General features: G+C 39.4%; 22 protein-coding genes. 11 read left to right on the plus strand and 11 right to left on the minus strand.

Annotation, left to right across the window (positions count from 1 at the left end; all coding sequences use genetic code 11):
* Positions 1-5: 5 nt before the first annotated feature.
* A complete protein-coding gene (groES, locus tag CYP28_RS02040; RefSeq protein ID WP_087577938.1) occupies positions 6-266 on the minus strand; it encodes a co-chaperone GroES in 261 nt (86 codons plus the stop codon).
* Positions 267-433: 167 nt separating this feature from the next.
* Between groES and CYP28_RS02045 the strand changes: the two genes are divergently transcribed.
* From CYP28_RS02045 to CYP28_RS02060, 4 genes are all read left to right on the plus strand, one after another.
* Complete coding sequence (locus CYP28_RS02045) at positions 434-2974, plus strand: tryptophanyl-tRNA synthetase (RefSeq protein WP_103592907.1); 2541 nt, start codon at positions 434-436, stop codon at positions 2972-2974.
* 214 nt (positions 2975-3188) lie between these two features.
* A complete protein-coding gene (locus CYP28_RS02050) occupies positions 3189-3578 on the plus strand; it encodes a hypothetical protein (RefSeq protein WP_141089917.1) in 390 nt (129 codons plus the stop codon).
* 7 nt (positions 3579-3585) lie between these two features.
* Positions 3586-3837 carry a hypothetical protein gene (locus CYP28_RS02055; protein ID WP_103592909.1) on the plus strand — a complete coding sequence of 84 codons (252 nt, stop codon included), beginning with the start codon at positions 3586-3588 and terminating at the stop codon, positions 3835-3837.
* 18 nt (positions 3838-3855) lie between these two features.
* On the plus strand, positions 3856-4548 hold the full coding sequence (locus tag CYP28_RS02060; protein ID WP_103592910.1) for a metallophosphoesterase: 693 nt from the start codon (positions 3856-3858) through the stop codon (positions 4546-4548).
* Positions 4549-4550: 2 nt separating this feature from the next.
* Here CYP28_RS02060 and CYP28_RS02065 read toward each other — a convergent pair whose 3' ends face one another.
* Positions 4551-4910: a hypothetical protein gene (locus CYP28_RS02065; protein WP_103592911.1), complete on the minus strand. Its 360-nt coding sequence runs from the start codon at positions 4908-4910 to the stop codon at positions 4551-4553.
* Between the two features lie 317 nt (positions 4911-5227).
* Positions 5228-7204: an excinuclease ABC subunit UvrB gene (gene uvrB / locus CYP28_RS02070; RefSeq protein ID WP_103592912.1), complete on the minus strand. Its 1977-nt coding sequence runs from the start codon at positions 7202-7204 to the stop codon at positions 5228-5230.
* A 125-nt stretch (positions 7205-7329) separates the two neighbouring features.
* Here uvrB and CYP28_RS02075 point away from each other — a divergent pair, with 125 nt between their 5' ends.
* The 7 genes from CYP28_RS02075 to CYP28_RS02105 all read left to right on the plus strand — a co-directional run bounded on the left by CYP28_RS02075 (position 7330) and on the right by CYP28_RS02105 (position 14075).
* Positions 7330-7563, plus strand: a complete 234-nt coding sequence (locus CYP28_RS02075) for a cell division protein ZapB (protein WP_021091279.1) — start codon at positions 7330-7332, stop codon at positions 7561-7563.
* 13 nt (positions 7564-7576) lie between these two features.
* On the plus strand, positions 7577-7813 hold the full coding sequence (locus CYP28_RS02080; protein WP_103576802.1) for a hypothetical protein: 237 nt from the start codon (positions 7577-7579) through the stop codon (positions 7811-7813).
* A complete protein-coding gene (locus tag CYP28_RS02085; RefSeq protein ID WP_103592913.1) occupies positions 7810-8226 on the plus strand; it encodes a type II secretion system protein in 417 nt (138 codons plus the stop codon). Before CYP28_RS02080 ends, CYP28_RS02085 begins: the two co-directional genes overlap by 4 nt.
* On the plus strand, positions 8226-10079 hold the full coding sequence (locus CYP28_RS02090) for a primosomal protein N' (protein WP_103592914.1): 1854 nt from the start codon (positions 8226-8228) through the stop codon (positions 10077-10079). The genes CYP28_RS02085 and CYP28_RS02090 overlap by 1 nt, the downstream gene beginning before the upstream one ends.
* A gap of 240 nt (positions 10080-10319) precedes the next feature.
* Entirely contained in the window at positions 10320-11378 is a 1059-nt protein-coding gene (gene ispG, locus CYP28_RS02095) for a flavodoxin-dependent (E)-4-hydroxy-3-methylbut-2-enyl-diphosphate synthase (RefSeq protein WP_103592915.1), read from the plus strand.
* Positions 11379-11388: 10 nt separating this feature from the next.
* Entirely contained in the window at positions 11389-12801 is a 1413-nt protein-coding gene (locus tag CYP28_RS02100) for a replicative DNA helicase (protein WP_072594392.1), read from the plus strand.
* On the plus strand, positions 12801-14075 hold the full coding sequence (locus CYP28_RS02105; protein ID WP_103592916.1) for a ComEC/Rec2 family competence protein: 1275 nt from the start codon (positions 12801-12803) through the stop codon (positions 14073-14075). The genes CYP28_RS02100 and CYP28_RS02105 overlap by 1 nt, the downstream gene beginning before the upstream one ends.
* Here CYP28_RS02105 and CYP28_RS02110 read toward each other — a convergent pair.
* Genes CYP28_RS02110 through CYP28_RS02145 form a run of 8 tightly spaced genes read right to left on the minus strand, consistent with a single transcriptional unit; the run spans position 14072 to position 23468 of the window.
* A complete protein-coding gene (locus tag CYP28_RS02110; protein WP_087586594.1) occupies positions 14072-14935 on the minus strand; it encodes an EamA family transporter in 864 nt (287 codons plus the stop codon). The genes CYP28_RS02105 and CYP28_RS02110 overlap by 4 nt on opposite strands.
* Positions 14928-16163, minus strand: a complete 1236-nt coding sequence (locus CYP28_RS02115) for a TolC family protein (RefSeq protein ID WP_103592917.1) — start codon at positions 16161-16163, stop codon at positions 14928-14930. The genes CYP28_RS02110 and CYP28_RS02115 overlap by 8 nt, the downstream gene beginning before the upstream one ends.
* The gene (locus CYP28_RS02120) at positions 16160-19186 is read right to left on the minus strand and encodes an efflux RND transporter permease subunit (RefSeq protein WP_103592918.1); all 3027 of its coding nucleotides are present in this window, start codon (positions 19184-19186) and stop codon (positions 16160-16162) included. Before CYP28_RS02120 ends, CYP28_RS02115 begins: the two co-directional genes overlap by 4 nt.
* A complete protein-coding gene (locus tag CYP28_RS02125; RefSeq protein WP_103592919.1) occupies positions 19183-19926 on the minus strand; it encodes an efflux RND transporter periplasmic adaptor subunit in 744 nt (247 codons plus the stop codon). Before CYP28_RS02125 ends, CYP28_RS02120 begins: the two co-directional genes overlap by 4 nt.
* Positions 19923-21188 carry a TolC family protein gene (locus CYP28_RS02130; protein WP_103592920.1) on the minus strand — a complete coding sequence of 422 codons (1266 nt, stop codon included), beginning with the start codon at positions 21186-21188 and terminating at the stop codon, positions 19923-19925. The genes CYP28_RS02125 and CYP28_RS02130 overlap by 4 nt, the downstream gene beginning before the upstream one ends.
* Positions 21188-21910, minus strand: coding sequence for a flagellar type III secretion system pore protein FliP (gene fliP, locus CYP28_RS02135; RefSeq protein WP_196781206.1), 723 nt, complete (start codon positions 21908-21910; stop codon positions 21188-21190). The genes CYP28_RS02130 and fliP overlap by 1 nt, the downstream gene beginning before the upstream one ends.
* An 11-nt stretch (positions 21911-21921) precedes the next feature.
* Positions 21922-22701, minus strand: a complete 780-nt coding sequence (locus CYP28_RS02140) for an OmpA/MotB family protein (RefSeq protein WP_103592921.1) — start codon at positions 22699-22701, stop codon at positions 21922-21924.
* On the minus strand, positions 22701-23468 hold the full coding sequence (locus CYP28_RS02145) for a motility protein A (protein ID WP_103592922.1): 768 nt from the start codon (positions 23466-23468) through the stop codon (positions 22701-22703). Before CYP28_RS02145 ends, CYP28_RS02140 begins: the two co-directional genes overlap by 1 nt.
* Positions 23469-23519: the final 51 nt, after the last annotated feature.

Consider the following 23519-nt stretch of genomic DNA (forward strand, 5'->3'; position numbering starts at 1 on the left):
TTTAATTATTTAATCACGCCTAAAACATCATCAATATTTAAAACAAGATATGTTTTATCGTCTAAATTTATCTCAGTGCCACCGTATTTTGCAAATACAACTTTATCGCCAACCTTTACACCCTCTACCTCAGTACCAACTGCTTTTACTTCTCCGCTTAAAGGTTTTTCTTTTGCGTTATCAGGTATAATAATGCCTGAAGCTGTGGTCTTTGTCTCTTCTACACGTTCGACTAGAACACGCTTGCCTAATGGTTGAAAATTCATTGTTCATCCTTTTAGTTTAATTGTCTTTTTTAGCACTCTTTATTTTTGAGTGATGAGATCCTAGCATTTTTTTCTAAAAAAGTCAATAATTTATACTAAAATTTATTAAAACTTTAGTCACTTACACTAAAGTTTTATGATATGTAAAACTAATATAATGGAAATTTATGAAAAAAATAGCCTATTTAGTAGCAGCTTTGGCACTGATAATCCTTTGCATTTTTGGCTTTATCTTTAGCTCTTTTGGCAATAAATTTATAGCTAGCAAGATAGAAAAAGAAGCACTCGCTCGTGGTATAGATGTCAAATTTAAAGACTTTAGCCTTGGACTTACCACGCTAAATTTAGAAGCGACCGTGATGAATGCCATAAATTTAAAGGCAAATGGGGATCTCTCGTTATTTGCTCAAAGCATGAACTTAAACATAGATATAGACGCCGACGAGTCGAAGGCTAGCAAGCTTGGATTAAAAAAAGATGTCGCACTTAAAGCAAACATGGCTGGTAAATTTAGCGACTTCAAGCTAGTGGCAACTGGCATGGCGCTTGGCTCAAACATAAATTTAAATGCAAATTTAAAAGACTACCTGCCAAAATCTCTAAATCTTGACGCTAAAAACATCGAACTCTCCGAGATCTCAGCTCTTGCACAAAAGCCAAATTTAGCTAGTGGTAAGCTTGACCTAACGAGCAACGTGCAAGGGGTTGATGAGAAAAATGAGCCCATCATTAACGCTCAAATTTTAGCAAGCGACGCAGCGATAAACAAAGAAATTCTTAAAAATGAATTTGGGCTAAATTTAGTAAAAGATATAAACTTTAAAGGCGGTGTAAATGCTAAATTTGCAAATGAGAAAGTGAGCGCAAAGACCCTTATCATCGCACTTGAAGCCACTTTAAAAGCAAACGAGACGACTTATGATCTGGCTAGCAAAAATTTAAAGAGCGACTTTTCGCTAAACGTACCTGATCTTGCTCTTTTTGGCAAGCTCTTAGGCGAGCAACTAAGCGGCGCAGTGGATGCAAACGGCGAAATTACAATGCAAGAAAATGCCCTTAAAAACCTAAAGGCTGAGATAAACGGCCTTGGCGGCAAGATAAATGCAAATTTTGATAGCAAAAACTTAGCCCTAAATGCGGCAAGCATAAAGCTAAAAGAGCTTCTAGCGCTTGCCTTGCAGCCTAGCTACGCAGACGGGCAGATAAATTTAAATGCAAATTTTAGCGGCTTTGACGAGCTAAAAAAGCTTGCAGGCGAGGCTAAATTTGAGATAAAAAACGGCCTTATAAATAATGGTCTTGCAAAGCTTAAAAATGCAGCTAAATTTGAGCTAAAAGGCGGCGTCACCGCAAAAGGTGAGCTTGTAAATTTTGACGCAAACGTGCTTAGTGACCTTGGCGAGCTAAAGGATATAAAGGGTGTTTTTGACCTAAAAAACAGCCAAATTTTTAGCAAATTTGCCCTGCTTATTAGCGACCATGAGAAATTTAAGGCAGTTAGCGGCTTTGAGATTGGCTCAAAGATGGCGCTTGCGGGCGATGTGAAGGTTAAAGCAAGCAAGATAGATGAGCTAAATTTAGGCGGCGATGCCTTTGCTGGCAAGCTAAACGCCACCATAAAAAATGAAAATCTTGATCTTAGTATAAAAGAGGCGCAGTTAGGAGAAATTTTAGCACTTAGCGGCAACGACAGACTGGCAAACGCTAAAGCAAATGTCCAAGCAAAGGGGCAAAATATCTTTAGTAAAAGCCAAAGTATCGCTGCAACGATCACTTTAAATGATGGCAAATTTAACGCCGCAGCGCTTAGCAAAATGCTTGATAAAAAATTCCCTGAAAACGAGAAATTTAGCTCAAATTTGAGCCTAGACTACAAAGGCGACGTAGCAAAATTTAGTGGCGACTTTCTTAGCTCGCTAGCTGATATAAAGGGTATAGATGGCAGCTTTGACGTGGGCAAAAGTACGCTAAGCTTAAAGCTTCAAGCGGTGTTTTCAGAGCTAAATAAGCTTGCATTTTTAGCTGGCCGCGAGCTTCACGGAAAATTTGCAGCCATCGTAACGGCAAATGGTAAAGTGGATGATCTAAGCGTAAAAGCTACTTCAGATGATCTATTTAAGGGCAAACTAGAGGCAAACTACAAAGGTGGCGCGCTTGATGCGGTACTAAAAAATTTTGAAGTCAAAGGGCTAACGCAGACTTTGGGGCTAGAGCACCTCTATGACGGCAACGGCGATGCTAAATTTGACTACGAAACAAAGCAAAAGCTCGGCAAATTTGACATCTTGCTAAAAGAGGGTCACCTAGCCAGCACAAATCTCACAAACAACATAAAAATATTCACCGGCAAGGACATCACAAAAGAAATTTACAAAGACGGCAAAATTTATGGCGATATAAAGGGCGATAACGTCGTCTTTAACGTAAATTTAAGCTCACCAAAGAGCGACATAAAGGTTACAAACGGCACTTATAATACCGCCACAAAAATGCTTAACGCGCCGCTTGTTTGCAGGCTCGAAAAGACTGATCTAAACGTGCAGATCTCAGGCACGACAGACAAGCTAAAATACGACGTCAGATCGCAGTATCTTGAAAATAAGGTCAAAAAAGAAATAGGTAGATTTTTAGATAAAAAGCTTGGCAAAGATAGCAACTCTAGCAGCGACAAACAAAATTTAAAGGGGCTTTTAAAAGGGCTATTTTAGATGAAAAAGGCGGAAAATTTAAAGTATCTAATGGGGCTTGGGCACTTTTGTAGCGATATAAACCAAAGTGCGCTTGGCGTAATGCTAGTGATCGGCGAGTGATAGCGCTCAAATTTGATGCGAAATTTAGATTGCGCGTATCGCGTATTTTGCAAGTAAAATTTAATGCTTGCGGTAGTAAAATTTCGCAAAATTTATGTTTACATGAGAAGCGATGAAAAAGCTGATTATTTTTATGATTGCGCTGATATTTTGTGGGTGCGGTATAGCGTCAAAGGGTGATGGAGCCTCAAATAGTATGAATTTTCATATAGCAAAGAGGGTAGCCATAGATATGTCGGGCGGCTGGATTGATTTTAACAAAGAAAACTACGATAAATTTTGGAGAAATATACGAAGTTCTGGCAACACAAAATATAAATTGGATTGGATTAAAGCTGATGCTTATTCGATGGTAAATTTAAATATAGAGTTTTTGAAATCAGCCCTTGAAACTTATAAGAGTAAAAATGTAATTAAAACAGCTAATTTTGTGTCCTACGAGAAAAATATCGAAAATTTGGTTCCAACCGTATCTGGTTATAATACCGAACAAGAAATATAAGTCAAAGATGATAATAAAGCAGGCTATAACAATATACAACAAGCAGCTTGAGGTTTTTAAAAACGGGAGCAAATTCGATATCTATCTTTATGTTATGCGAGTTTCAAATATTAGCGATAACGGCGTGAGTATATCAATTGACTTTGTGGGAATAAATGCTGTCGGCGAGAATAAAAACGATATAGAAAAACACTTGAATAGAGCATATGAATTAAAGCAAAATCTAGATAGTCTTTTTGATAAAAACTATCGTTGGTAATGTATAAATTTTAGCAAAATGAACGACCAAATTTACCTTATCGGCGACGTTCACGGCTGTTATAAAACCCTTTGCGCCTTGATAGATCGCTTGCCGCGCGGCGCCGATTCTAAAATTTGCTTCGTCGGCGATCTGATAGACCGCGGAAATGGTAGCTTTGAGGTCGTGCAGCTAGCGATGCGGCGCGGTTACGCTGCCGTGATGGGCAATCACGAGTACCGCATTTTGCAACATAAAGACGCATTTTTACGCGGTGAGACGCCTAGCGATCCGCGCTGGTTTTACCTAAACGGCGGCGCGCAGACTTTTGCTTCCTACGCCAAAGCTAGCCGCGCCCAAAAGCTCGCGCATTTAGAGTTTTTGTCGAATTTGCCGTTTTATTTGGAGTTTGCTGGGCTTAAAAACGCTCAGGGCAGGCGGCTCGTTGCGTCGCATTCGGCGATTGGGCAGATGTGGGTGCTGCGCAACTCGCACGGCGATAGTGCGGCGGAGTTTAGGCGGCATGTACTTTGCGGCAGAGGCGATTTTAGCCAAAACGAAGGCGTCTTTAACGTCTACGGCCATACGCCGATCGCGGAGCCTGATCTCGTTAAATTTAGCGCAAATATCGACACGGGCTGCGTTTATAAGCATGATTTCAGCCGTCTTTGCGCGCTCGAGTTTCCGAGCATGCGGGTTTTTATGCAGGAAAATATCGAGGACGGCGGGTAAGGCTATTGGGTTAAAATTTCATCGTAGCTTTCTTTAATATTAACTATTTCATTATCTATAAAATCACAACTTAGGCGCAAAATTTTACCATTCGAAAACATCTCTCTGACATGCGCCGCTAGGATACCTGCATCTTTGTCGCTCGAGCAAGGTATCCTAAAAATAATTTCCGTTTCTATGTCGTCTACAAAATTTGTCTTTTTGTTTAGATTTTGATATAAATTTCTTGTTGTGATTCTGACGGCAGAGTTATAGTATTTACCGTCAAGCGTACACTCTGCTAGTGTTTTTATTAAGCCGCCTTTTATATCAAATGTGGAATAAAAATCTCGTTCCGTAAATTTAATCTCCTCTTTTAACATTTTGTATGTTCCTCTTTTGATTAAAATTTTGCTTTTTACAAATACGTCATATTTTAGTAAAAATTGGCTAAATAAATTTTTGTACCATTTTTAAAATTTGGCATTTTTAAGATACGGGTCTCGGTGGGTAAAAATTTGAAGCCAAATTTACAAATTTAGCCAAATTGGACTCCAAATTTGAACGCAAAACGATAAGGCGGAAGTATTTTGCGATAGATTTAAATGTTGTGTAGATAAAATTTTGCGTAGGCTGGACAGGTAGTCCGCCGAGCAAAATTTTAGCAAACTCATTTAAAGATACGCAAAAGACAACACCTTCATATTTTACGTATCTTGGCGATTTCGTCGCGCAATGCCGCCGCCTTCTCAAACTCCAGCTGCGCCGCCGCTTCAAGCATCTGTTTTCTTAGCTCTTTTACTATCGCAGCCCGCTCGCTAGCTGGCATCTTCTCTAAATTCTTGCCACGCTTGTAAATTTCGCCATCATCTTCGACATGCAGGCTCTCTTCGATATTTCTGCTGGCAGAGTGCGGCGTGATGCCGTGAGCTTTGTTGTACTCATCTTGAAATTTACGCCTAGCTGTCGTCGTATCGATCGCCTCTTTCATCGAGTGCGTGATCTTTTTGGCAAACATTAGCACCTTGCCATTTACATTTCTAGCCGCGCGCCCCATCGTCTGTATAAGGCTCGTGGTAGAGCGCAAAAAACCCTCTTTATCGGCGTCCATTATGGCTATCAGGCTCACTTCAGGCAGGTCCAGACCCTCACGGAGCAAATTTATGCCTATTAGCATGTCAAATTCACCGCTTCTAAGCCCTCTAATGATCTCATTTCGCTCGATTGCGTCGATGTCTGAGTGCATATACTTGACCTTGACGCCAAGCTCGATGTAGTAGCGGCTTAGCTCCTCAGCCATCTTTTTTGTTAGCACCGTAACTAGCACGCGCTCACCTCTAGCGATCACCGCCTTTGCCTCGTCAAATAGCGCCTCGACCTGATTGTCGCTATCTTTTATCTCGATAAGCGGATCAAGCAGCCCAGTAGGTCGCAAAATTTGCTCATATACGTGCCCCTGGCTGATGCCAAGCTCGTATTCGTTTGGTGTGGCTGAGACAAAGAGAAATTTCGCCTTTTTGCTTATAAACTCGTCAAATTTAAGCGGCCTATTATCAAGCGCTGATGGCAAGCGAAATCCATACTCCACAAGCACCTCTTTGCGACTTCTATCGCCTGCGTACATGCCCCTAAACTGCGGCAAACTCACGTGACTCTCATCGACGATAACCAGATAGTCTTTTCCGCTTATCTCAAAGTAGTCAAACATCGAGTACGGCGTCTCTCCGGGCTTTTGACCAGTTAGGTGGCGCGCATAGTTTTCGATGCCTTTACACATGCCAGTGCTCGTCATCATCTCAAGGTCAAACTCCACCCTTTGCTTTAGTCTTTGCGCCTCGACTAGCTTGCCCTGCTCGTTAAACTCTTTCAAGCGCACATCAAGCTCCTCTTCGATCTCTTTCATCGCAATCTTTAGCCTATCAGCGCCCACGATGAACTGGCTGGTCGCATAAAGCGTAAATTTAGAGATATCCTTTAGCCTTTTGTTATCAAGCACGTCAAAATGATACATCGCATCGATCTCATCACCGAAAAACTCGATCCTTAGGGCTTCGTCGTTATAGTAAGCTGGGTAAATATCCACCACATCGCCATTTACACGAAAATCCCCCCTATCAAAGTAGTTATCATTGCGCTTATAGCCCATATCCACAAGCTGCTCTAAAAGCTTTCTTTGGCTTATTTTCTCACCCACGCTAAGATATGCCACCATCCCCTTATACTCACTTGGATTACCAAGTCCGTAGTTTGCAGAGACTGAGGCCACGCAGACAACGTCATCAAAGCTTAGCAAGCTAGCCGTCGCAGAGAGGCGCAGGCGTTCAAGCTCCTCATTTACAGAGCTATCCTTTTCTATATATAGGTCGCTTCTTGGGATGTATGCCTCTGGCTGGTAGTAGTCGTAGTAGCTTATGAAGTACTCGACGTGATTTTTTGGGAAAAAGCCCTTAAATTCGCTGTAAAGCTGAGCGGCGAGGGATTTATTGTGTGTCATTATAAGCGTTGGCATATTTAGCTCGCGTATGACATTTGCCATGGTAAAGGTCTTACCAGACCCTGTCACGCCTAGAAGTGTTTGGTATTTATTGCCTGATTTTATACTTTTTACTATCTCTTTTATCGCTCTTGCTTGGTCGCTGCTTGGGCTAAATTTAGATAAAATTTCAAATTTACTCATTGATTGCCTTTAAATTTGAGCGAATTTTATAGCAAAGATAGTGCTTTGTCAAATGAGAATTTTAATAAGAATTTAGCCTCTGCGTGTTAGAATACGAGCCTAATTATTATTTTAAAGGAACCTTTATGTTTGAAGATAATGCGATCTTAACCACACTAAGCGATAAAGTAAATGACCTGATCACAAAATATGACGAACTTTGCAAAACGAACGAAGAGTTGCGTAATGAGATCGTAACTTTAAAAGCACAAAATGAGGCAAAAAGCAATCAAATCATGCGTTTAGAAGAGGATCTTGACAAGAAAAATACCGAAGCTGACGATGTAATGAGAAAAATCGAAGCTGTCCTTGGCAGATAAGCTTGGCTAAAATATGAAAAAAATCACGCTCACGATATCATCTCGCGACTACACGATCACGCTTGATGATGATTTTGCTAAATTCTTTGAGGATGACTGGCAAAATTTAATGGGCGGACGCCAATTTATCGAGCCAAAAGAGCTTTTAAATGCCTTTATAGAAAAATGTTATGAAAATTATGCTGTGATAAAGACAGTAAAAAATTTAACTGGCAACATTGATGAGATATTAAAGCGAGAAGAGAGATGAAGAGACGAGCTTACACCTTGCTTGAGCTAATATTTATAGTAGTTATACTAGGTATTTTAAGCACAGTCGCTATACCTAGACTATTTTTTTCTAGAAGCGATGCTACCGTCTCAAATGCCAAAACTCAACTTGCTGCTATAAGAAGCGGAATTTCACTAAAATACAATGACAATATCTTGCAAGCAAAGCCAGAATTTCCACAAAAACTAGACGATGGCGATCCAAGCAAACTCTTTAAAAATGTTATAAATATACCAATAAAAGATAGCGGCAGCAAAAATGGCTGGCACAGAATAAGCGATGACAAATACACATTTAGATTAGATGGCAAAGTAGCAAATTTCAAATACGACAAAAATACTGGTGATTTTGGTTGCAGTGACGAAAATGAAATTTGCAAATCACTTCAGTAATGCATTATTACATACTCGCATTTTATGGGCTAAATTTAGCCCCGCTCACTTATGAAAGCGATCAAAAACTAGAAAAATTTCAAGGCGTAAAAGCTTCTTTAAGAGGCAAAATTCTTACTGCTTTTATCGTAAAAGAGACTGGCGAACCAGAGTTTAAAACAAGTAAAATTTTAGAAATTCTACCGATTAATCTAACTTCAATGCAAAGCGAATTGGCAATATTTATCTCAAAATATTACACATGCGAGCTTGGCGTCAGCCTAAATTTATTTGAACCAAATGACATTATTGCAGCAGATAAATTTTATGAAAATCAAAATTTTAATGTGGCACCCAAATTAAGCGAAAAACAGCAAGAGGCTTTGGATTTTATAAATAAACGTAAAATTTCACTCATATTTGGCGACACTGGAAGCGGAAAAAGCGAGATTTACATAGCAAAGATCAGAGAAATTTTAAACGCAGGCAGCCAAGCGTTATTTTTAATGCCTGAAATTTCGCTCACGCCACAAATGCAAAAACGCCTTGAGGGCTTCTTTGGCGAGGCAGTGGCTGTTTGGCACTCAAAGATCACATCAAAGAAAAAAGAGCAAATTTTAAAAGATATAAAAAGTGGAAAAGTTAGGCTCGTTGCAGGTGCGAGGTCGGCTTTATTTTTGCCACTTGAAAAACTAAAACTTATCATCATCGACGAAGAACATGATGATAGCTACAAAAATACAGGTTCAAAACCACACTACAACGCAAGAGATCTTGCCCTTTTTTTAACTGGTAAATTTGACCTGCAAGTAGTACTTGGAAGTGCCACGCCAAGCCTTACTAGCTTTTACAAGCAGGAGCATTTTCGCTTAAAAGGGACATATTTTGATTCGCAAAAAAATTACATTTTCGATGAGAGCGAGACTGGAATTAGTGAAATTTTAAAAGATGAAATTTCAAAGACACTCGCGAATAAAAAACAAGCTGTCATCTGCCTGCCAACAAGGGCAAATTTTAAATATCTAGTCTGCAAAAACTGCGGTGAAACGTTAAAGTGCCCATTTTGCAGTATCGGTATGAGCTATTACAAAAAACAAAACGTGCTAAAGTGTCAATACTGCGAGCATAAAATGGCTGTGCCAAAGACCTGCCATCAGTGCGGTAGCGAGATGATAGAGGCCAAAAAAATTGGTACTAGCGAGCTACTTGAGCGGCTGCAAGCTGAGTTTGCGAACGCTAGAATCGCTAAATTTGATAGGGATGAAATAACGACGCAAAACAAGCTCGTAAAGGCCTTAAAAGAATTTAACGACGGCAAGATAGACATCTTGCTTGGTACGCAGATGCTAAGTAAGGGACATGATTATCACAACGTAGAGCTTGCTGTCATCATGGGCTTTGATGAGCTTTTAAATTTTCCTGATTATAAAGCCAGAGAGCGAACTCTCGCTCTTGCCATGCAAGTAGCCGGAAGAGCTGGTAGAAACGGGGTTGGCAGAGTTATCATTCAAAGCAAACAAAGAGAATTTTTTGAGAGCTACATCAGTGATTATGACGCATTTTTAAAAGATGAGATTGGCTACCGCGAGGGGCTATATCCGCCATTTACCAGGCTTCTTCGCATTATCATCTCGCATAAAGATGAACACATAGTAAAAAATACATTGAATGAATTTGTACAAAGAATAGAACCTTTAAAAAGCGATGAGCTTGAGATCATAGGATACGGAAAGTGCCAGATAGAGTATCTTGGAAGCAAATTTAGATATGAAATTTTACTCCGCTCAAACTCTCATATACCTCTTTTAAAAGCTGCAAACCTCTGCAAAAGCGAGCTTAGCGATATTGATATAGACCCGGTCAATTTTAGTTAAAAATGCTAGTCTAAAAACTATCCAACAAAGACATGGTAAATTTTAAAATAGATAATAGAGAAACCTAAGGCTTATGAAAGCATTATGAAATTTGATAAGTTGGCTATAAAGAGTAAGTAAAATTTTAGAAACTACATCCAATAAAAATACTAATTTTTATAAACTATTAAAAATAAATTTTCAAGCCTTTTAAAAGCCATTTTTCTTTATAATCTCCAATAAAAATTTAAAGGCAAAATTTTGCAACGATACCCGACAAAACAGATAAAAATTCGCAATGTTTTAATAGGCGGTGACGCACCGATCTCCGTGCAATCAATGACATTTTCAAAGACAAAGGACGTAAAAAGCACGCTTGAGCAGATACAAAGGCTATATTTTGCAGGCTGTGATATCGTGCGCTGCGCAGTTTTTGACAAAGAGGACGCCAGCGCGATAAAGCAGATCGTTGCAGGCTCGCCCATCCCAGTCGTTGCAGACATACATTTTAACCACACCTATGCACTCATCGTTAGCGAATTTGTCGATGCTATCCGTATAAACCCAGGCAACATTGGCTCAGCCAAAAATATAAAAGCAGTCGTTGATGCCTGCAAACAGCGAAATTTACCTATCCGCATAGGCGTAAATTCTGGCTCGCTTGAAAAGCAGTTTGAGGACCGCTACGGTCGCACAGTTGAGGCGATGGTGGAGAGTGCGATGTATAACATCAAGCTTCTTGAGGATTTTGACTTTACAGATATCAAAATTTCTCTTAAATCAAGCGACGTTGAACGTACAATGCAAGCCTACAGAGCGCTTCGTCCAAAGACAAACTATCCATTTCACTTAGGCGTTACTGAGGCTGGCACTACATTTCACGCGACGATAAAGTCCGCGATCGCGCTTGGTGGGCTTTTGCTTGAGGGCATCGGCGACACGATGAGAGTTAGCATCACAGGCGAGCTTGAAGAAGAGATCAAAGTCGCAAAGGCGATCTTAAAAGATAGCGGCCGCCAAAAAGAGGGTCTAAATATCATCTCATGCCCAACTTGCGGGCGTTTGCAAGCTGATCTAATGGCGGCAGTAAAGCTCGTAGAAGAAAAGACAAAAGGTATAAAAGAGCCATTAAATGTCTCAGTCATGGGCTGCGTGGTAAATGCTATCGGCGAGGCAAAAGGCGCAGATGTTGCCATAGCATTTGGCAAAGGAAATGGTATGATCATGCGTCACGGCGAAGTGGTCGCAAGACTGCCTGAGAGCGAGCTTGTAGATAGATTTTTACAAGAGATCGACGATGAGATAAAAAGTAGGGACTAAAGGAAAATTTGTGGCAAAGCAAAGAGTTAACGAGATAGAATTTACCAACCTTTACGACATTGATATGGAGCGAGCTATACTAAGCTCCATTTTGCAAAACAACGATATTTTAGGTGAAATTTTTGACATTGTTAAGGCAAAGGATTTTTATCTAAAAGGGCATTCGCAAATATACGATGCAATGGTAGCATGCCTAAATAGTGATGATCCCATAACTATGCCATTTTTAAAAAATAGACTTGGCGAAAAATACGACGAAGAGCTAATACTAGATATTTTGGGCACAAATTCTCTAATAGACATTCAAAAATACGCAAACGAACTAAGAGAAAAATCTATAAAAAGAAGTCTTGTAAAGATCGCTCACAACATACCAAGCAAAGTAAATGAAGATAAGCCAAGTCGCGATATGGTCGATGATCTTAGCCAGGAATTTTACTCTTTGATAGAAGGTGGAAGCACTGGAGTCATAAAAGAAGGCAAAGAGATCATCATGAAAATGATGGATCATATTAATGCTCAAGCTTTACTTGGCGAAAAAGATATTGTTGGACTTGATACTGGATTTAAGAAGCTAAATGAGATGATAAAGGGCTTTAAAAATGGTGACCTCATCATCGTTGCAGCTCGTCCAGGCATGGGAAAAACGACACTTTGTTTAAATTTTATGAGTCAGGTTTTAAAAAATAATGCCGGAGTTGTTTTTTTCTCGCTCGAGATGCCAGCTGAGCAAATAATGATGAGAATGCTAGCAAGTAAGACCTCTATCCCGCTTCAAGACATAATGACTGCAAAGATGGATGATGAAGCGTTGGCTAGATTTAGCGATGCTTGCGAGGAGTTTGCGGCTAGCAAGCTTTTTGTACATGATAGTGGCTATGTAAATATCCATCAAGTAAGAACGCAAATGCGAAAACTAAAGGCTATGCATCCTGAAATTTCACTTTGCGTGATCGATTACATCGGTCTTATGATGAGTACAAATAACTACGCTGATCGTCACGTCCAAATAGCTGAAATTTCTCGTGGATTAAAGCTTTTAGCACGTGAGCTAGATATGCCAATCATCGCCCTTTCTCAGCTAAACAGAAGCCTTGAATCTCGCGCAAATAAACGCCCTATGCTAAGCGATCTAAGAGAGTCAGGTGCGATCGAGCAAGATGCTGACATCATTCTTTTTGTTTATAGAGATGAGTTTTATCTAGAACAAGAAGAAAAAGAGAAAGAAAAACGCGCAAGTGCTGAGGGCAAAGAGTACAAGAGCAATCATGTCTTTAATAAGCTTCAAGAAAAGGCCGAGATCATCGTTGGCAAAAATAGAAATGGTGAAACTGGCTCAGTTGATGTACTCTTTCAAAAGCAACACTCAAGGTTTGAAGATATGTCTGCAATGCCAGTATCTGACGTATCATTTGAAGGCTGATGCGTTTTAAAGCTTTAAAAAATAGAGAAATTTTTACTATATTTTGCCTGTTTTGCCTTTGTATTTTTTCTATAAATTTGGCTATTAGCTACCATAAATATCAAATTTTTATGGACAAAGGCGAACAAGAGCTAACAGCAACCGTGATTTCTAGCTATGAAAAGCTTGGAGATGACGGCAAGAAAAGGCAAATTTTAAAGCTTAAGACTGATGAGTTTACATTTTATACACTTGGAGCTAAAACAGATGACTTTAAAGCTGGAGATAATATATTTCTAAGCGTCATAAATTTAGACGTTAGTTTTAAAGACTATCTTGCTTCCTTCTTTTACATGCCTAGCTTCTCACGCGAAAAACTGCCACAAAAAGCCACGCAAAATATCAACCAAAAATTACAGTCACTAATCTACGCCCAGCATGAAAATAGCAAAATTTCACAGCTCTACTCGGCTCTATTTTTAGGCACAAGTATTGACGCAGAGTTAAGAGATGACGTCTCGCACCTTGGTATAGCGCATCTTATAGCCATAAGTGGCTATCATTTAGGTTTCATAAGCGCAGTTATATTTTTTGTATTTAGGCCGCTTTTAAAATTTTTATATGCGAGGTTTTTACCTTTTAGAAACTACAACTTTGATCTAGCCATTATAGTTTTTATAGTCTTGTCATTTTACTTTTTTATAATAGGCTTTATACCAAGCTTTTTGCGAGCATTTTTAATGAGCATTTTAGGATTTTATTGCACGTTAAAAGGCGTCAAAATTTTAAACTTCAAAACACTTTTTATAGTGGCACTTGTTAGCATATCGCTCTTTCCGCAGCTACTTTTTAGCGTAGGTTTTTACTTTTCACTCATGGGTGTTTTTTACATATTTTTATATTTTAAACACTTAAAAGATAAATTTTCTCCTTTCATTCATCTTATACTTTTAAATTTATATGTTTGCTTTGCAATGGAAATTTGCGTGCTTTATATCTTTCCGCTCATTAGCTTACAGCAGCTTAGCGTCCTTGCCATAAACTACATCTTTAGCGTTTTTTATCCATTAAGCGCCGCGCTTCACATCGCTTCGTATGGCGACATCTTTGATGGCTTGCTAAATAATGTTTTAAATTTTAGACTAAGCTCGACTAAAATTTTCGTGCCAGCCATTATTTTTATCTTTTATAATATCGCTTCACTTCTAGCTATAAAATTTAGATCAATATTCTACATTTTACCGCTGCTTGGGCTTTTGTGCTTTTTCATTGCTAGCTATAAAATTTACGCCTAAGCGATCTTCATACCATAAAATTTCATTATCTTGTTGTGAATTATCAAAGATATATACATTATAACAGCGCCTAAAATTAGCCTAGTTAAGTCCGTATCCTTTTGCCAAAAGACCAAATTTACGATGATAGCAGCTGGAATTAGAGCGTTATTCATGATGGCAAGCACGCCGCTATCGACCTCGCAAGCACCTTTGTTCCACATAAAATACCCTAGCCCACTAGCGACCACACCAAGCCAGAGAAGCACTAAAATTTGCGTTGAAGTAAGTGAAAATTTGGCTGGATTGCCAAGAGTAAGAAGCGCAACGACAGCTACAAAAAATGCACCAAAGTGAAAGTAGCCAAAGACATTTTTTTGATCCACGTCAAATTTTTCTAAAAGTGCTTTATATGCACTCTGCCCTGCTCCAAAGCAGATATTTGCCGCTTGCACTAGTAAAAAGCCCTTTAATACACCATCGTTTATAGCGCCGTATTTTATAACCAAAGCTCCAAAAACTGCAACGCCAACGCTAAATAGATAAAGTGGTCTAAATTTAAAGCTAAATGCGTCGTAGATGAGCGTCACATAAAACGGCGTAAAAATGGTAAAAAGTGCTACTTCTGGCACGCTTAAATACAAAAATGAATTGTAATAAAATAGATACATAAGTCCTATTTGCACCGCTCCGATCGCCATGATGCCAAATGCTAGCTTTGGGCTGATGCCACGAAATTTTGTAAATGGCAAAAAGACTAAGCTCGCAAGCGCAACCCGAATAAAAACAGCCAAATAGCTATCAACCTTGCCAGCTAAAAACTCGCCTATCAAACTAAAACTAAATGCCCACAAAATGGTTACAAAGATCAGTTTATTCAATTATCACCTCATTTATTTTTCTTGCACATTCAAAAAAATACTCAAGCTTGTTTAGCTCAAGCAAATCGCCATCAAGTATGAAATTTGCCCTATCGCTAAAATTTTTCTCACTCACAAACAAAAATTCTTCATATTTTATCTCGCCATCAAGATAGCCATTTAGCAGATCAATAAAATCACTATCAAGCTTATCTTGCTTCAAATCTTGCAAATTTAACTTCGCATTTAGACCTTTGATCGTGCTTTCTAGTTCTTTTAGGCGAGTGATTATCCTATTTTCTTCATCGCTTAGATCAAGTGCCGCCTTTTGCTCTTCAATGCGTTTAACTTGACTTTGCTTGCTAAGACTTAAGCTATCAGGCAGCTTCCACTCAAACTCCACTCTAGGCTTATTCGCATCAGCGTAAGCACCTATCATCTGCGAAGTCGTCCTCTCACCTTTTTTAAAGCTGTTATTATTCACACTTTGCGTATCTTTTAAGTAAATTTTTGGAGCAAATTTACTCTTTTGCTTCTCATTTTCTTGCTCTTTTATAAATTTTTCTTGCTCCATTGCCCCAAGTTTTGCGCTTATATCATCTTTGCTAAAATCAGGCATCATTATCTTTGAGCCAGCATTAAAGCCGATCTCGCCGTTTGAGAGCAAATTTATCCTTGAGTTTAGCTCGGCTAGCTTAAGCCCAAGCTCGTCTAGCTCGGCTCTTTTTTTATTAAGAGTAAAATTTATCGCATCAAATTCGCTCTTATCTATCTCGCCATACTCAAACCAAAACTCATTTTCGCTAGCAGCTTTGGCAAAGCTATCTACAAATTTTGTCTCTAAATTTATAAGAGAATTTAGTGCGATAGCGTTGAAATAGACCTTTGCGACCTGAAAAGCAGTGAGATTCATCAGCTCTTCATCTTTGTAAATTTTCTCCACGCCCTTGTGGTCTAAAATTTTATCAGCAGCCTCGCTCGCACCGCCGTCAAATATGAGATACTCAACCTTTGCCGTGATCGATCCCGCCTTTGTCATATATCCACCCTTTATCTCATCAGGCACAAAGGTATATCTGCCATCAAGGGATAAATTTAGCTTGTTGCTTTTATTTTTATTTATATATTCATTTTTATTAAATTCTTTCAAGCTCTCAAGCTTCGCACTTTGCGCCAGAGCGATGATCTCTAGTAAATTTCCAGCCCAAAGAGGCAAAGCAAAGAGCAAAACAGCCAAAATCTTCTTCAAATTCTCTCCCTTTCATAAAATTTTCTTATAAATTTATCAAGATTATAGACCCAAGCAAAAAGCACTGGCACGACAAGCAAGCTTAGCAAAGTCGAGCTAATGAGCCCAAAGATGATGCTTATAGCCATAGGTGAGTTGGCCTCAAAGCCAGCACCCCTGCTAAGAGCAAGAGGTAGCATGGCAAATATCATCGCAAAAGTAGTCATCAAAACGGCTCTTAGTCGCTTTTTAGCAGCCATTTTCACAGCTTCATTTGCCTCTATGCCGTTATTTGCAAAGTGGTTTGCAAAATCAACCACCAAAATGGCGTTTTTGCCGACCATGCCAAAGAGCAAAATGACGCCAACCATGACAAATAGGCTAAATGGATTGCCGCTTATAAAAAGGCCAATCACCACGCCACAAAAGGCAAGCGGCATGGCAAGCATGATGAGAAATGGCAGCAAAAAGCTCTCATAAAGTGCAGCTAGCACCATGTAAATAAGCACCGCACTCGCACTTACCGTAAAGATAAACGAAGCGTTCGTATCATCCATGAGCTCAACAAATCCTAGAAATTTATACTTGAAATTTGCTGGCAAAATTTCGTCAAGCTTCTTTGAAATTTCATTTGCCACGCTATTTAGCGGAGCGTTGTTTTTGGTATTTGCTAAAAATTTGATCTCATCGGCTCTATTAAACCTTGAAATGCTAGCTGGCTTTTGCTCAAAACTAATCGTCGCCACATCGCCAAGTGTGACAAAAAAGCCCTCATTGCTTCTTATCTTGGTCTTTAAGATATCATTTGTATCGCTTCTAAATTTATCATCAAGACGCATATAAAGCTCATACTCTTTGCCATTTTCGTTTTCAAAAACAGAGACCTCGTTCTGGCTAAATGCGCTATAAACAGCGCTTGCAATGCTAGCTTTATCTAAATTTAGCCTCTTAGCCTTATCTTCATCGATAGAAATTTGCACGCGCTTTAGCAGATCTTCTTCGGGCGAATTTACATCCGTTGCGTCATTTATCTCTTTTAGCATCTTGCTGATCTTTGGCACAAATTTCTCTAGATCTTTGCCATTTTCAGAGGTGATAGTAAGCTTAACTGGCTGCACATCGCCACCTTCGACCACTGGCAGATCAGCCACTATGACGCTCATATCATCACTTTTTAGCTTGTCACGAAAACTCTGCATGATAGTATTTTGCCGCTCGTGATTAGCTCTATCTTTTAGCTCCTTTAGCCTAACGTAAGCTTTTACAAGATAAGGCTGCTTGGCATCTGTGTAGCCAAGGATGAAGTAGGCGTAAGCGACCTGAGGATCGGCGTTTATGAGTGAAATTTTATCTTTTAGTCTCTCTTTGCTAGCTTGCAGGCTAAGTGAGGGATCGAGCTTAAAGTAGATGTTAAACTCCGAGTTATCCTCGCTTGGCATGAAGTCGCCGCCTACAAATTTAGCCAGTCCAAACGAGCAAACAACGACCACAAACGTTATGGCTAAAAATACGAGCTTAAATTTAAGTGCTAAGGCTAAAATTTTCTCATAGCCATTTTCAAGCGCTTCAAAAAATGGCTCGCTTTTTAGAAAAAAGCCGCTTTGTTTGGCATTTACAAACCTAGCGCTAAGCGTTGGCACAAGAAAGATACTCACAAAAAATGAGATGACGATGCCAGCTGCCACGCTCATCGCAAAGGAGTTAAAGTACTTGCCAACGATGCCGCTCATAAAGGCGATAGGCACAAAGACGCAAAGTAGCACGAGCGAGATCGCAAAGACGCTAAATGCTATCTCTTTTATGCCTGCAAAGCTTGCTTTTAGGGCATTTGGCTCATCTTTTAGCTTGCTAGCGATATTTTCAGTGACAACTATCGCATCATCGATGAAAATTCCGATGCCAAGTGTGAGCGCTATGAGGCTTAAGCGGTTGATGTCGTAGCCTAGGGCATTTATGATGAAAAATGTCGCTACGATGCTAGTTGGGATCGCTACGACTGAGATAATGGTGATCGAGAAATTTCTTAAAAACAGATATACGATCACGATAGTTAGCAAGACGCCAAGGATCATATCAAAGGCGGTTTGATCGATGTGCTTTTGTATTACTTCGCTCTTATCGTAGGCTATTTTTAAGTCATATTCGCTGCCAAGCAGGCTTTTAAACTGATCTAGCTTTACTTTAGCTAGAGCGATCACGGTTAGAGCATTTGCATCTGGGGCTAGCTCAAGGCCAAGCAAGACGCCACTTTTTTTATCCATTATCGCTGCTTCGTTTGCGTCTTTGTGAGCGAGATCAACACTTGCGATATCTTTTAAAAAGACCCCTTGCTTGATCGTTAAATTTCTTATCTCATCTATGCTTTTGGCGCTGAAATTTGACTTGATCGCCATTTGGATTTGCTCATTTTCTATCTTGCCAAGCGGTGCTTTTAAATTTTCAACCTTTATTAAATTTGCCACTTCGTTTGCGCTAAGAGCGTTTTTATCAAGCTTAAATCTATCTAGCAAAATTTTCACTGCTGGCTCTAAAAAACCATTTGTCTTGACCTTTGAAACGCCGCTAATTCGCTCCAAAAATGGCTTTGCCACGTCATCGATCTCTTGCATGAGCTTGGTTTGATTATTATCAAGCCTTGTGATAAAGAGACTAAAGACAGAAGATGAGAGACCATTTAGCTTTTCTATCTCGTAGTTTGCGTTTAGGCGTGCTTTTTGCATCTTGTCGCGGACGTCGTTTGTAGCGCTCTCTAGGTCTTTGTTTAGCTCAAATTCGATGCTTACCACGCTTAGGTTGTCAAAGCTAGTTGAGTAAAGCTTTTTTATCCCCTCGATGCTTGAGACCTCGTCCTCTATCTTTTGCGTGATCTTTGTCTTGATGTAGTTCATATCGCCATTTGCGTAGGTCGTGATCTTAACGATTGGGATATTTACTTGCGGGTATAAATTTACATTCATCGTCTTTAGCGAGTAGATGCCAAAGACAACGAGGCTTAAAAATATCATAAGCGTAGTTATGGGGCGGTTTATGGCTATTTTTATCATTTATTTTCGCCGATTATCACTTTTCCTTGACCAAACATGCCAGGTTTTAAGCTCGTATCATAAGCCTCGGCGTAAAATTTTCTAGTCTCTCTTTTTATCTCTGGATAAATTAGCGCGATCTTAACCTCTTTTTCATCGCTTGTTGCGTCAAGCCTAAATTTAAAAATGTTGCCAACTTTTACTAAATTTGCATATTTTTCATCGATCGATATTAAAATTTTAGCCTCTTCGGAGTTTAAGACAAAGGCTGGCTGAAGCGGCGAAGCACTCTCGCCAAGCTCGACATTTTTACTAGCTATGACGCCATCAAATGGAGCTTTTAAAACGGCCTTTTTAAGGCGATCTTGCGCATTTAAAATAGCAATTTGTGCACTTTGAACCCGAAGTATCGCTTCGTCAAATTTATACTTTACCTCGTCAAATTCTTGCTTTGAAGTGACGTTCCTTACTTGAGTAAATTTGCTTAAAGTATTTTTTGCAAATTCACTAGCGTTTTTTGCCAGCTCAAGATCATTTTTTGCCTTTTTAAGAGCGATTTCTAGGCTGCTTTGATCAAGAATAGCTAGCACGTCGCCCTTTTTAACATGGCTTGATACATCTACAAAAATTTTATCCACCTTGCCACTACCCTCAAATGCAAGCTTTGAGCTTTGCTTAGCATAGACTTCAAAATCAGCAAAAATTTCTTCACTAGCAAATGAAAAAATGCCAAATATCATTAAAATTATCAGCTTTTTCAATCTCTAATCCTCTCCAAAATTGGCTCGCCATTTTCAAAAAAGAACTCCGCTTTTTTGATCTCAAGCTCATCCTTTGCACTCTCAAAAAGGCTAATGGCATCAAATTTCTGAGAGAGCGCCTCAAGCAGATCGCTATATCCCAAAAGTCCAGAGTTATACTTCTCATAGCTAGCTTTTAATGCCAAATCGCTTGCTTTTACATATTCGTTTAGTGAAGCGATTTTTGAAGTAAGCACCACTATTTCACTTTGCAAATTTTTAAGCCTTGTCTCATTTTCACGCCTTTTATACTCCAAATTTAGCCTTGCCTCATCAAGCGCGATCTTTTGAGCCTGACTCATCTTGCTAGTGGCAAAAAAATCAAAAATTTTCCATTTAAAAGCGATACCAAATTTATTACCATGAGTATCTTCTTTTAGATATTTATCCACGTATGAGCGGTAAGAACTAAGCCTGCCTAGGTCGATGTCGTAATTATTTTTATAAAATCCATATGTGTCATAAAGCATTATTTTGGGCAAAAAATCAGCTCTTGTCTCGCTAAGCTTGGCCTCACCTAAAAATATATCTTGGCTTAGTCTATCAAGCTCGGCATTCTTTGAAGCTAAATTTGAGCTAATATCAGCCATCTTTGCTCCGCCTACTGGCAAAATTTTCTCACCAGTTAGCAAATTTATCTCATTTAAGATTTGCTCCATTTTGTTTTTGTATTCAAGCTGCGTGCTATTAGCTAAGTAATATTTAGCCCTTACATTCTCAAGCTCATCTTTTGCGGCAAGGCCTGCAATGTTTGCCTTTTCAAGCTTGTCTAAAACGCCTTTTAAAAAATTTGCCTGAGCCTGCTTGGCTGTGATTATATTTTCAAGCGCAGCTGCGTTAAAGTATAAATTTACGGCCTTAAATGCAAGGTAGTTTTTGGCTTCATCACTAGCGATAGCAGCTTTATTTTTCAAAAGCTGACTCATCTTTAGCCTAGCCTCTCTAGCCCCGCCATCATAAAGCAAAAAATCAATTCTAGCCAGCACACCGGCTGACTCTTTAGCAACAACACTTGGAAAATTGCTTGCATTTTTGCCATATGAGCCCTCTAAGCTAAGGCTTGGCATATATGAGCTTAATGTGGCTTCATCGTTTAAATTTGCTCTTTTTAGCTCAAGCTCTTTGATCTTTGAAATTTCATTTTGCGTTGCTTTGTTTGCGATCACACTTAAATTTGAACCAAGCAAAAACACTGGCAAAAAAATGAATAAAATTTTTTTCATCAGTGAAAGCTCTTTACGAGGTTTCCTATTAGTAAATTCCAGCCATCAACTAGCACGAAGATGAGTAGTTTAAACGGCAGCGAGATCATGACAGGAGGCAGCATCATCATACCCATCGCCATCAAAACGGAGCTTACGACCATGTCGATAACTAAAAACGGCAGATAGAGCAAAAATGCTATCTCAAAAGATGTCTTTAGCTCGCTTATCATAAAGGCTGACATCGCGATGCTTAGCGGTATCTCTTCAATATTTGCTGGATTTTGTAAATTTCTAATCCTAAAGAAAAGCGCAAGGTCTTTTTCCCTTGTGTTTTTTACCATAAATTCTTTAAATGGCTTTAAGCTCTTATCAAGCATCTCTTCATAGCCTATTTGCTCAGCTATATAAGGCTTTATGCCATCGTTATAGCTCTTTTGCCCAACTGGCTCCATGATAAAAAATGTAAGAACCATCGCAAGCGAGATAAGCACTGTTGAAGGTGGAACTTGTTGCGTGCCCATCGCTTGGCGTAAAAATGAAAATACGATAACAAGCCTTAAAAAACTTGTCATCATAAAAATAAGCGAAGGGGCAAGTGCAAGTGCGGTGAGGATTAGTAAAACGTTTAGAGAATTTACTAGTTGCTCGGCATTTGCTGGAGAATTTAGACTTAAATTTATAGTTGGTAGCGCAGGATCAGCTCCAAAAACCGTGCAAAGCAAAACCGCTAAAGCAAGCAGTGCTTTCACGACTAATTCCTCATGTCAAGGATACTCTTCTTAGTAGCCTCTTTATTTTTTGGCTCAAGCGATATGAAGTGAATTTCTACTCTATTATTCTTAGCTCTACCCTCTTCTGTACCGTTGCTAGCGATCGGATCAAACGAAGCTTTGCCAGAAGCTATTATTCTATTTTGTGGCACGCCATCGTTAATTAACTCTTCAACTACGCTTAAAGCCCTTGCAGTTGAGAGCTGCCAGTTATTTTTATAAGCTGAGTCTTTGCTTGGTTCTATATTATCTGTATGGCCGATAATATCGGCTTTTACATCATTAGGCATTTTCGCCACAATCATGCCTATTCGTTTTAAAAACAGCTTCGCATCTTCGCCAGAAATTTCAGCACTATCTTTCTCAAAAAGCATAGCTGCTGGAAGCCTTACGATAAAGCCATCTTCACTCTCTTCCATCGTAATCTCGGGCGCTCCACTAGCAGCTAGCAGCTCATTTATCTTTTTAACATTCATATTTAGCTCACTTTGTGAGCCCTTTTGCTTGCTTATCTTTTTTGCACGAGTATTTTCTGGATCCGTCTCTTTTTCTATCTGATTTTCAGGTCTAGCACCACCTTCAAGCACACTTAAAGCACCAGCTAGTGAGCCAACGGCAGCCTCCATCTTTTTAGCATCCATTGTCGCCATAGAAAGCAATAAAACGAAAAAACAAAGCAAAAGTGACATGAGGTCGCCAAAAGCAGCTAACCACTCAGGCATACATTTTGGACACTCTTCTGGTTTTATTAACTTACCCATTATTCGAACTGACTTTTTCTATCTTTTGGTGGTAAAAACGCTAAGAGTTTAGCTTCAAGCGTTCTTGGATTATCGCCCGCTTGTATCGACATGATTCCCTCAAGTACGACTTGTTTTTCAAGTGCTTCATCAGCATCACGAATAGAGAGGATGTTTGCCACAGGCGCACCTATGATGTTACCTATCATCGCACCATAAAGCGTCGTAAGCAAGGCAACTGCCATTGATGGGCCAATCGCACTAGGATCTGACATGTTAAGAAGCATCGCAACAAGACCAATGAGCGTTCCTATCATACCCATAGCACCAGCAAAACCGCCAACTTGCTCAAAAATTTTAATATTATTTGAATGTCTTGTGCTAGTTTGATCGATATCGATCTCCAAAAGCGCTCTGATCGCATCTGGCTCATTGCCATCGACCGCCATTGAGAGGCCTCTTTTTAAAAACTGATTTGTCTCATTATTTACTTCGCTTTCAAGCGATAAGATACCATCACGTCTAGCTTTAGTTGAATAATCAACTATTTTTTTTATAGTCTCAGGTAAATTTACTACGACTGGTGGCTTAACAGCAATGCCATAAAATTTACCAATTCCTTTAAGCGTCTCCATCTTGAAGCCAACCATCATAACGCCGATAGTACCACCAAAAACGATCATCACAGAAGGAATATCGATGTATGGTCCTATACCAACGCCTATCGCCATTGATCCAAACAAAAGCACCAGGGTCAAAACCCAGCCGACGACGGTTCCTAAATCCATTTAAGCTCACTTTATTTATAAATTCTTAAGAATTGCTATTTTATTAGCTTT

This window comes from Campylobacter concisus (assembly GCF_002914195.1).
Classification (GTDB): Bacteria; Campylobacterota; Campylobacteria; order Campylobacterales; family Campylobacteraceae; genus Campylobacter_A; species Campylobacter_A concisus_M.

Coding starts and splice junctions, on each gene's coding strand:
- CYP28_RS02105 (WP_103592916.1), top strand. CDS start 12,801: ATGCGTTTTAAAGCTTTAAAAAATAGAGAAATTTTTACTATATTTTGC.
- CYP28_RS02075 (WP_021091279.1), top strand. CDS start 7,330: ATGTTTGAAGATAATGCGATCTTAACCACACTAAGCGATAAAGTAAAT.
- CYP28_RS02080 (WP_103576802.1), top strand. CDS start 7,577: ATGAAAAAAATCACGCTCACGATATCATCTCGCGACTACACGATCACG.
- CYP28_RS02055 (WP_103592909.1), top strand. CDS start 3,586: ATGATAATAAAGCAGGCTATAACAATATACAACAAGCAGCTTGAGGTT.
- CYP28_RS02065 (WP_103592911.1), bottom strand. CDS start 4,910: ATGTTAAAAGAGGAGATTAAATTTACGGAACGAGATTTTTATTCCACA.
- CYP28_RS02145 (WP_103592922.1), bottom strand. CDS start 23,468: ATGGATTTAGGAACCGTCGTCGGCTGGGTTTTGACCCTGGTGCTTTTG.
- CYP28_RS02050 (WP_141089917.1), top strand. CDS start 3,189: ATGAAAAAGCTGATTATTTTTATGATTGCGCTGATATTTTGTGGGTGC.
- CYP28_RS02060 (WP_103592910.1), top strand. CDS start 3,856: ATGAACGACCAAATTTACCTTATCGGCGACGTTCACGGCTGTTATAAA.
- CYP28_RS02120 (WP_103592918.1), bottom strand. CDS start 19,186: ATGATAAAAATAGCCATAAACCGCCCCATAACTACGCTTATGATATTT.
- uvrB (WP_103592912.1), bottom strand. CDS start 7,204: ATGAGTAAATTTGAAATTTTATCTAAATTTAGCCCAAGCAGCGACCAA.
- CYP28_RS02140 (WP_103592921.1), bottom strand. CDS start 22,701: ATGGGTAAGTTAATAAAACCAGAAGAGTGTCCAAAATGTATGCCTGAG.
- groES (WP_087577938.1), bottom strand. CDS start 266: ATGAATTTTCAACCATTAGGCAAGCGTGTTCTAGTCGAACGTGTAGAA.
- CYP28_RS02085 (WP_103592913.1), top strand. CDS start 7,810: ATGAAGAGACGAGCTTACACCTTGCTTGAGCTAATATTTATAGTAGTT.
- CYP28_RS02045 (WP_103592907.1), top strand. CDS start 434: ATGAAAAAAATAGCCTATTTAGTAGCAGCTTTGGCACTGATAATCCTT.
- CYP28_RS02090 (WP_103592914.1), top strand. CDS start 8,226: ATGCATTATTACATACTCGCATTTTATGGGCTAAATTTAGCCCCGCTC.
- CYP28_RS02130 (WP_103592920.1), bottom strand. CDS start 21,188: ATGAAAAAAATTTTATTCATTTTTTTGCCAGTGTTTTTGCTTGGTTCA.